Below are 6987 nucleotides of genomic sequence, written 5' to 3' on the forward strand. Positions count from 1 at the left end.
CCCTTATGGCGAACCGAACCGTCCCGTTACTTATTGCACATGGCGGCTGAATCCACCGACAGCCAACCGATTAATCTATCTTGATACGCCCGAAGTCCGGCGCGTCGGTCTCCTGACCCGCCTCGATGATCGACCGCCGGATACCGCGTGTGCGGGTGAAAAGATCAAACAGCGCGTCACCGTCCCCCCAGCGGATCGCCCGCTGCAGAGCGGACAGATCTTCGGAAAAGCGCGCCAGCATTTCCAGGATGGCATCCTTGTTATTCAGGCAGACATCGCGCCACATGGTCGGATCCGAAGCAGCCAGACGGGTGAAGTCGCGGAAACCGGACGCGGAATACTTGATCACCTCGGACTTGGTCACCGTTTCCAGATCATCTGCCGTCCCGACGATGTTATAGGCAATCAAGTGCGGCAGGTGGGACACGATTGCCAGGACCAGGTCATGGTGGTTCGGGTCCATTGTATCCACGGTCGACCCACAGGCTGTCCAGAAGTTGCTCAGCCGTTCAAGAGCCGCCTTATCCACATTGTCCGGCGGCGTGAGGATACACCACCGATCCTCGAAAAGCGTGGCAAACCCGGCATCGGGCCCTGATTGCTCCGTCCCCGCGATCGGGTGTCCGGGAATGAAATGCACACCCTCGGGCACATATGGCGCTATCTGGGCAACCACAGAGGCCTTTGTCGAGCCAACATCCGTCAGAATCGCATCCGGCTTAAGAGCCGGAGCAATCCATTTTGCCACCGCCTCATTTGCCCCGACCGGGACGCACAAGATGACAAGATCCGCCCCTTCCACAGCGTCCGCTGCGTCCAGCACATAGTGGTCGCCAAGGCCCAACTCACCGGCCCGCCGAAGGGTTTCCTCGGACCTGGTGGAAATCGCGATTTCACCTGCAAGGCCACGGGCACGCACAGCCTGGGCAATGGACGATCCAATCAGGCCGATCCCGATCAGCGCGAGGCGGTTAAAGAGGGGGGCAGTCATGAGTCTCGTGTTTCTTATGATCCGGTAAATGCCTTGAGATGTGACACGACAGTCCGGTTGGCCTCTTCCGAACCAATCGACATGCGCAGGGCATTGGGCAAGCCGTAATTGCCGACCAACCGCAAAACGCAACCGCGCTCCGAGAGATACCGGTCGGCATCCCGGGCGCGCTTGCCGTCCTTATCAGGAAAATGAATCAGGATAAAATTCCCGACGCTAGGCGTCACGGTCAGGCCGAGGCCTTCCAGCTCACTCGTGACCCACGGCAGCCAGGTGTCGTTGTGCGCCACCGCCGCATCCACAAAAGCACGATCCCGCACCGCTTCAATACCGGCTGCAATGGCCGGCCCGGAGACATTGAACGGTCCGCGAATGCGATTGAGAGCGTCAATGACATGCGCCGGACCAAAACCCCAGCCAAGACGCAGATTGGCAAGGCCGTAGATCTTGGAGAACGTCCGTGTCATCACGACATTCTCTGAGGTCGCGGCAAGTTCGATCCCGCTCTCGTAGTCGTTGCGGCGGACATACTCGCCATAGGCCGCGTCCAGAACGAGAAGCACGTTGTCCGGCAATCCGGCATGCAACCGGCGGATTTCCTCAAACGGCAGATAAGTGCCGGTCGGATTGTTAGGGTTCGCCAAAAAAACCATTTTCGTGCGCGGCGTTACCCGTTCCAGAACCGCATCGGCATCGGTGGTCAGATTGCGTTCCGGTGCCACGACCGGGGCCGCCCCCGCAGCCCGAATGGCGATGTCATAGACCAGAAAACCATGCTCGGAGTAGATCGCCTCATCGCCGGGCCCCAGATAGGCATAGGCCAGCAGGGACAGGATTTCGTCGGATCCGGCACCGCAAATGATGCGATCGGCGTTCAGTCCGTAAACCTCTCCGATGGCCTTGCGCAATTCGGATGCGCTGCCATCGGGGTAAAGTTCCAGCATGGTGCCGGAATTCGAAAATGCAGCCTTGGCCTTTTCGCTCGCCCCCAATGGCGTTTCATTGCTGGACAACTTGTGCAGTGTCTTGCCGCCGACCGCCTTGGACTTGCCGGGCACATAGGCTGCGATGTCCAGAACACCGGGACGCGGAACCGGGCGGTTCGGGCTGTCCTGACCGAATTCAACGGGAGCACTTGTCATCACTGTCATCCTTCCAGAGCCGTCTCGCCAGCCAAGTCAAAATCATCATCCGGATCGCCATTGACATCGATCGGCGCCGCGAAACCGCCAACGAACCGCAAGACGTCCGGTTCAGCGCCCGCCGCCTTGCACGCGGCCAGAATCGCCATTTCATCCAGATCCGACGAGATGGCAATCAGCGCATCCACACCGCTGGCCGAGCGATGGAAACTCAAAACCTCGATCCCCTGCCCCATCAGGTCACCCGGCAGCAAGGATCCCCAGCGGGCATCGTAAACGGTGACATCCATCTGCTCCGTCTGTTTCCCGGACCGGGCAATGACCAGGGCCGGAGTGCCTGCGGGCCGGTCGTCCTCGGCCAGAAACGGCAGCCGGGCCACCACCTGCGCGCCGCTGTCGCTGAGCCCGCGCCACCAGGGAAGCTCCGCACGGTCGCTGAGCGCGATCAAGCCGATATCCCGCCCGGACGCCGCCACGATCCCGACAACATCCGCGGCATCGCTGCCGGCATCCAGTTCGGGATGGAAGCCAAAATGATATCTGGCGACATCGATCAAATCTGCAAGATCGAGAGAACCGTCAAGATAGACGGTAAACGGTTCTTCGAGATAAGCCGCCGTGCCAAGGATGTCGCGCAGCAGATGTTCGACCGCTGTCACCGGCAAAGACCCGGAGTGACGCTCCACCGCAAGACGCAAACCGTCTGCACAGGCGACGGGATCAAACACGGACGTCACCTCTCCGGCCGCCCGATGGGCCGATACCACGCCCTCGACAACCTGCGCCCGTTCGATCAACAGCTCGTGTATCCTGGCGTCCAGGGTGTCCAATCGCTCTTTCAACATTTCCTGTGACGTGGGGAGGTGGATATCTTGGCTCATGGGCCCGGTTCAACCTTGGATTTGGACTTAAGGCTTGTGTGCGGTCGACAGTCATAGGCATCCGCCCCGCCAAACGCAAAAGAAAACATTGACACAGGGTCACGTCCGCTCCTACCTGCGCAGTTCCAGCGTTTTCGGACCGCATGGAATTCAACCTTTGGCAGCGGCTTGAATCGGTGCCTTGGCAGAGGACAAAAGACCGAAAATCATGTCCGGCGATACGACGTCTTCCCCGATCATCGATGCTTCTGCGCGCGAAGCGGACCAGCCCAGCAGCAAGTGCGTCCGGTTCGGACCGGATGCCCCCCTGGAACTTGATTCGGGAACCGCCCTCGCGCCCTGGCAGATCGCCTATGAAACCTATGGCACGCTCAATACAGACAAGTCCAATGCGGTTCTGATCTGCCACGCGCTCACCGGCGATCAATATGTGGCCTCGACCAATCCGATCACCGGAAAACCCGGCTGGTGGAGCATGATGGTCGGCCCCGGCAGGCCTATCGACACGGACCACTATTTCGTCATCTGCGCCAATGTGCTGGGCGGTTGCCTCGGGACGACAGGCCCGGCGACCACCAATCCGGATACCGGTCAGCCTTACGGTCTTGGCATGCCGGTGGTGACCATCCGCGACATGGTGCGGGCCCAGGCCAGACTGATCGATCATCTTGGCATCGAAACCCTGTTCATGGTGGCAGGCGGATCGATGGGCGGCATGCAGGTACTGCAATGGGCGGCAAGCTACCCGGACCGGGTTTTCGCAGCCCTGCCGATTGCAGCAGGTGCCCGCCATTCGTCCCAAAACATCGCCTTTCACGAAGTCGGACGGCAGGCGATCATGGCCGACCCGAACTGGATGGGCGGAGACTATATCCTACAGGGCAAACGGCCGACCAAGGGCCTGGCCGTGGCCCGCATGGCGGCGCACATCACCTATATGTCGGACGAATCCCTGCACAACAAGTTCGGCCGCAACCTGCAGGACCGCGACAACCTGACCTTCGGGTTTGATGCGGACTTCCAGATCGAGAGCTATCTGCGCCATCAGGGCATGACCTTCGTCGACCGGTTCGACGCCAACTCCTATCTCTATGTCACACGGGCCATGGACTATTTCGATCTGGCCGCCGAATTCGGCGGCGCCCTGCCGAATGCCTTCCGCGAGACGGCAACCCGGTTTTGCGTGATGTCCTTTACATCCGACTGGCTGTTCCCGACCTCCGAGAGCCGGGCCGTGGTCAAGGCACTCAATGCGGCGGCGGCCAACGTTTCCTTTGTCGAAGTCGCAAGCGACCGGGGACATGATGCGTTTCTGCTGGACGTGCCGGAGATGTTTTCCACAATTCGCGGCTTCGTGACCGGCGCGGCCAATGCCCGCGGCATTCCGGCACCGGGCGGAAGGGCCTGACATGAACCTGTCGCCAGTCAAATTCGATGCCTCCGGCGTTCGCGGCGACCACCGCGTGGTGGCGTCCCTCGTGCCGCAAGGGGCGAGGGTTCTCGATATCGGATCGCAGGACGGTGCGCTCCTGCATCTGCTTGCCCATCAACGCGGCGTCGATGGCCGGGGGATCGAGCTGTCGCAGGACGGTGTGAACAGTTGCGTGGCCCGCGGCCTGTCGGTCATTCAGGGCGATGCCGACACCGATCTTGCCGATTATCCCGACAATGCGTTCGACGTGGTCATCCTCAGCCAGACGCTGCAGGCGACCCGCGACCCCAAGGGGGTGATGCAGCAACTTCTGCGCATCGGCGATCAGGTGATCGTCTCGATCCCGAACTTCGCCTTCTGGCGCAACCGGGTCCAGCTTCTGTTTCGCGGACGCATGCCGGTAACCAAATACCTTCCTTACGAATGGTATGACACGCCGAACATCCACTTCTGCTCCTTGCGCGATTTCGTGCTGTTGTGTGACGAAGTGGATGCCAGGGTCGAAAAGGCCATTGCCCTCAGCGGCCAAGGCAACAAGATCCGCTTCAACGCGCCCTGGTGGTTCTGGAACATTGCGGCAGAGCAGGCCGTCTTCCTGCTGAAGCACTGACGTCTTCAGGCCGCAAGCTTCAGGCCTTTCCGGGCCCCCGAACACTGCGCACCGGCTTCAGGCCGGTGGCAGCTCCCTTGGGAACGAAGACCGGCTTGAACACACTGAGGCGGCTCTTTTGACCGTTGGTCGGCGCAACCCGGAACACCTTCTTTTCCGCTTCCATCAGCAACAACCCGCCAAAGGCCGGCCAGATCCGGCGGCCGACCCGCTCCCACGTCCAGGCCGCGCGCAAAACCGATTTGGCCCGTGTCGGCGGCATGAACAGCGCTTCCCGGTCGTCGACAACCTCGAAATGGCAATTTCGAAGGAGGTGCTTGAGCTGACCGCGCGAATAGGGCCGCCCGTACCCGAAGGGCGACAGCTCCGATTGCGACCAGAGACCGCGCCGGTTCGGCACGATCGCCAGCATCCGCCCGCCCGGCGCCAGAACCCGCCAGGCCTCGTTGAGGACGGCTGCGGCATCGGCACAATGGTCCAGGGCATGGACCACCATCACCCGGTCAAAAGAGGCATCCGAAAACGGCAGGCTGGCATCCTCGACGAGGGTCACCGCGCTGCGGATTTCCTCAGGCCACGGCACCGCGCCCTGCTGGGCCGGCATTGCGGAAATGCACCGTTCCGCCTGCTCCAGATAGGGCCGCATGAAGGGCCCCGCATACCCGACCCCGAGCAAAGCCTGCCCGGTCAGGCTCGGCCACATCAGGCGCACATGCTCGCCGATCAGTTCCCGCAAGAGCTGGCCGATTGGCAAGTCATAAAAGGTCCGCAAATCGGCAACGTCGATATACATGGAGCGCCCGGTTCAAGAATGGCGCGATTGAAACGCCAATTGCACAAATTCGCAAGACCGAATGCCTTGTCTGCAAACAGGTTGTCTGCCACGTTGGCAACACCATATCGGGACCTGAAAGGACGATGACATGGCCGCTTCAGCTGTTGAAATCCACCAATTTGGCTGTCTATCCGACAATTTCGGCGTTCTGATTCACGATCCCGGGACCGGGACCACCATTGCGGTCGACGTCCCCGATGATCAGGCCTACCAAAGGGTTCTGGACGAGACCGGCTGGCAGCTCAGCCACATCCTGATCACCCATCACCATTGGGACCATGTGCAAGGGCTGGGCAAGCTCAAGACCGCGACCGATGCCCGCGTGATCGGACCGGAGCGCTCCCGCAACAAGATCACCGGCCTCGACCAGACCGTCGAGGACGATGACGACGTTCTGGCGGGACCCTTTGAAATCAAGGCCATCGCAACGCCGGGACATACGCTCGACCAGATATCCTGGTACATTCCGTCGCTGAAATTCGCACATACCGGCGACACCCTGTTTTCGCTCGGCTGTGGCCGCGTGTTCGAGGGCGACATGGAAATGATGTGGGCCTCGCTCGTGAAGCTGAAACACCGGCTTCCCGGCGGCACCGCGATCTATTGCGGCCATGAATACACCGCCGCCAACGCCCGCTTCGCCCTGACCATCGAGCCGGACAACCCGGATCTCCAGGCACGCGCAAGCGCCGTCGACGCACTCCGCGCCAAGGGTGAACCAACCCTGCCGACAACCATGGCGGCGGAGATGGCCACCAACCCGTTCCTGCGGGCCGATCAGCCAAGCGTCAAGGCAGCACTCGGCATGGCGGACAAATCCGACGCCGATGTCTTTGCCGAAATCCGGACACGCAAGGACAATGCCTGAGGCACCGGCTCTTCAGCGCCGCGCCTTCGGCGATCGCACTTGTAACACCGGCCCCGTTTCGCAGCCACCTTGCGATTGGCGGCCGTCCCCGCTTTGCGCAGGGACCCGATAACGCCAACCGCCCGAACTATTGACCGTTTTGACCCGGGTTTCCGCCGGTCCGGACGGCGTCCAGATTTTCGAACCAGGCAACGCCCTCCCCTCCCCATCATCCGGCATCCCATGGCT

7 protein-coding genes are annotated in these 6987 nt (G+C 61.2%); 3 read left to right on the plus strand and 4 right to left on the minus strand.

Annotated elements, in window-relative coordinates; all coding sequences use genetic code 11:
• Nucleotides 1-70 precede the first annotated feature (70 nt).
• From E1297_RS05620 to E1297_RS05630, 3 genes are read right to left on the minus strand one after another with little or no spacing between them, the layout of a single operon-like run.
• Nucleotides 71-991 carry a prephenate/arogenate dehydrogenase family protein gene (locus tag E1297_RS05620; protein WP_155135058.1) on the minus strand — a complete coding sequence of 307 codons (921 nt, stop codon included), beginning with the start codon at nt 989-991 and terminating at the stop codon, nt 71-73.
• 14 nt (nt 992-1005) lie between these two features.
• On the minus strand, nt 1006-2142 hold the full coding sequence (locus E1297_RS05625; RefSeq protein WP_155135061.1) for a histidinol-phosphate transaminase: 1137 nt from the start codon (nt 2140-2142) through the stop codon (nt 1006-1008).
• Complete coding sequence (locus tag E1297_RS05630) at nt 2139-3014, minus strand: chorismate mutase (RefSeq protein WP_155135065.1); 876 nt, start codon at nt 3012-3014, stop codon at nt 2139-2141. The genes E1297_RS05625 and E1297_RS05630 overlap by 4 nt, the downstream gene beginning before the upstream one ends.
• Before the next feature lie 208 nt (nt 3015-3222).
• Here E1297_RS05630 and E1297_RS05635 point away from each other — a divergent pair, with 208 nt between their 5' ends.
• Both E1297_RS05635 and metW read left to right on the plus strand, forming a co-directional pair.
• A complete protein-coding gene (locus E1297_RS05635) occupies nt 3223-4422 on the plus strand; it encodes a homoserine O-acetyltransferase (RefSeq protein WP_155135068.1) in 1200 nt (399 codons plus the stop codon).
• Nucleotide 4423: 1 nt separating this feature from the next.
• The gene (metW, locus tag E1297_RS05640; protein ID WP_155135071.1) at nt 4424-5056 is read left to right on the plus strand and encodes a methionine biosynthesis protein MetW; all 633 of its coding nucleotides are present in this window, start codon (nt 4424-4426) and stop codon (nt 5054-5056) included.
• A 19-nt stretch (nt 5057-5075) separates the two neighbouring features.
• Here metW and E1297_RS05645 read toward each other — a convergent pair whose 3' ends face one another.
• A complete protein-coding gene (locus tag E1297_RS05645) occupies nt 5076-5849 on the minus strand; it encodes a class I SAM-dependent methyltransferase (RefSeq protein ID WP_155135074.1) in 774 nt (257 codons plus the stop codon).
• Nucleotides 5850-5979: 130 nt separating this feature from the next.
• Between E1297_RS05645 and gloB the strand changes: the two genes are divergently transcribed.
• Nucleotides 5980-6759, plus strand: coding sequence for a hydroxyacylglutathione hydrolase (gene gloB / locus E1297_RS05650; RefSeq protein ID WP_155135077.1), 780 nt, complete (start codon nt 5980-5982; stop codon nt 6757-6759).
• The last annotated feature ends 228 nt before the right edge of the window (nt 6760-6987 follow it).

It is taken from the genome of Roseibium sp. RKSG952, from assembly GCF_009711355.1.